The organism is Kitasatospora sp. NPDC091257, from assembly GCF_044757675.1.
Lineage (GTDB): Bacteria > Actinomycetota > Actinomycetes > Streptomycetales > Streptomycetaceae > Kitasatospora > Kitasatospora lactacystinica.
The window spans coordinates 1-1,372 of the sequence record NZ_JBIVVI010001714.1 but is presented as its reverse complement, the minus strand read 5'-3'; the positions used below and the strand labels follow the sequence as shown (position 1 = coordinate 1,372).

Sequence of the window (1,372 nt, the reverse complement as noted above, 5' to 3'; positions counted from 1 at the left end):
GGTGAGCAGCCACACGACGAGGGCGAAGGACCACAGAGCCGTTGTCATCTCCATGGACCTCGATGCTCTCACAGCCCCGGCCGGCCGGTCGTGGCGGGACCGCTCGCCGGAAGGACCGTGCTGATCGTCGACGACGACATCCGCAACGTCTTCGCGCTCACCGCCGCCCTGGAACGGCACGGGCTGACCATCCTGCACGCGGCCGACGGCCGCGCCGGGCTCGACCTGCTGCGCGCCCACCCGGAGACCGACCTGGTGCTGATGGACGTCATGATGCCCGAACTGGACGGCTACGCCGCCATCGCGGAGATCCGCGCCGACGCCCGCTTCGATCAGCTGCCGGTCGTCGCCGTCACCGCCAAGGCCATGCCCGGCGACCGGGACCGCAGCCTGGCCGCCGGGGCCGACGACCACATCACCAAGCCGGTCGACACCGGCCGGCTGCTGGAGCGGATGCGGGAATGGCTGGACGCGTCATGACCGCTGCCCGGCGCGGGGGAACCGCGGCCCGGCACTCGGGCACCGCTGCTCGTCGGGCAGGCACCGCGCCCCGGTCCCGGGGCGCGCCGTGACCGCCGAGCAGGAGGCCGCGGCGCAGGAGGCCGCGGAGCGCACCGCCCGGGCCCTGGCCGAAACCGTCCGTCGTCTCCGGGCGGCCGCCGCCCGCGCGCACGCCGAGGCGCGGACCAGGGCCGCCGTCGACCTCGCCACCGGCATCCTGGCCGAGCGGCTCGGCCTGCCCGTCGCCGAGGCCGCCGCGCACCTCGCCCGGCTGGCCCGGGAGTCGGGCGTGCCGGTGCTCGTCCTGGCGACGGACATCGCGCGCCTCCCGGAGCCGGGCCAGGAACCGGGAACGGAACCGGGACAGGGCCCGGACGGCGGACCCGGACCGGCGGCATTCGGCCTCCCCGCCGCCGAACCGCCCGAGGCCGGCCCGCCCGTCGCGCCCGCACTCGCCTCCGCGCCCGACCTGGAGCACGCCGCCGGGGCCGTGCTGGACCAGGCCGCGGCGGCGCTCGGCGTCCGCGCCGTGGCCGTCTGGCAGCGGCTGCCCGGCGGCGCGCTCGCCCTCGCCGCGCACGCCGGGCTCCGTGCCGAGGAGGCGGCCGGCTGGTCCCGGGTACCGCCCGGCGTCCCCACCCCGGCGCAACTGGTCGTCGGCGGGGGAGCCGAGCTGTGGCCCGGCGAACCGGGGGCGGACGGTCCCTCGGTCGGCGGAGCCGCCGCCCGGGCGGTCGTCCCGCTGCTCGACCGGCGCCGCCGCACGGGCGCGCTGGAGCTGCTCTGGCCGGCCACCGGCCCCGATTCCGCCCCGGTGCTCGGCCCGGCCCGGCGCCGGGGGCTGTACGCCCTCGCCGACCTCTGCGCGACC

Annotated in this window: 2 protein-coding genes; both read left to right on the top strand. The window is 78.8% G+C overall.

Annotation, left to right across the window (positions count from 1 at the left end):
- Positions 1 to 117 precede the first annotated feature (117 nt).
- Positions 118 to 480, top strand: a complete 363-nt coding sequence (locus ACIQOV_RS41485; RefSeq protein ID WP_401056335.1) for a response regulator — start codon at positions 118 to 120, stop codon at positions 478 to 480.
- Positions 481 to 568: 88 nt separating this feature from the next.
- The coding region (locus ACIQOV_RS41480) for an ANTAR domain-containing protein (RefSeq protein ID WP_401056333.1) at positions 569 to 1,372 on the top strand (804 nt) is incomplete at its 3' end.